A 523-nucleotide genomic window follows, 5' to 3' on the forward strand; every position below is an offset into this window, starting at 1 on the left:
CAGCGCGGTGGTGTCGCTGGTCACCGACTCTTCCAGCACTTGCGGCTGCTTGCCTTCGTGCAGGACTTCGGTCAGCAGCCACAGGTCGTTCCACTTGGCCTTCGGGTGTTCGGTCAGGGCAAGGAAATGACCGCTGACCAGCAGTGGCTGATCACTCTTGCCTTCGGCGAGCTGGAAGTCGCTGCGGTGGCGTTCGAGGGCGCGTTTGGCCAGGTGCTTGCCGCGCTCGCGGTCGATGAAGCGGCCCGGGTAGTCGTAGTCTTCGAGATCGGGCAGGGCGTCGCCGCGGTTTTCGCTTTCCAGCGTCAGGCGCGGTTTTTCGAAGTCGTAATCGCGGCGCGTGGTGCGGCTGGTGCGGGTTTCCAGGCGCAGGTCGAAGCGCTTGATCACCGGGTTGCTGGCGACCATGCCGGAGTCTTGCTGGTAGGCCACAGGCTTGAGTTTCGGGAACACCGTCTGGTCATCGCCGAAGACGAGCTTGTGCGCTGTAGCGCTGTGCTGGAAGTGGTAGTGAATACCTTCT

At 62.9% G+C, this 523-nt stretch carries 1 protein-coding gene; it reads right to left on the reverse strand.

Annotated elements, in window-relative coordinates:
- A partial coding sequence (locus AC27VU_RS28910) for a contractile injection system protein, VgrG/Pvc8 family (RefSeq protein WP_488725412.1) occupies positions 1–523 on the reverse strand: 523 nt, incomplete at both ends.

Source organism: Pseudomonas sp. 14P5.3.2 (assembly GCF_057799175.1).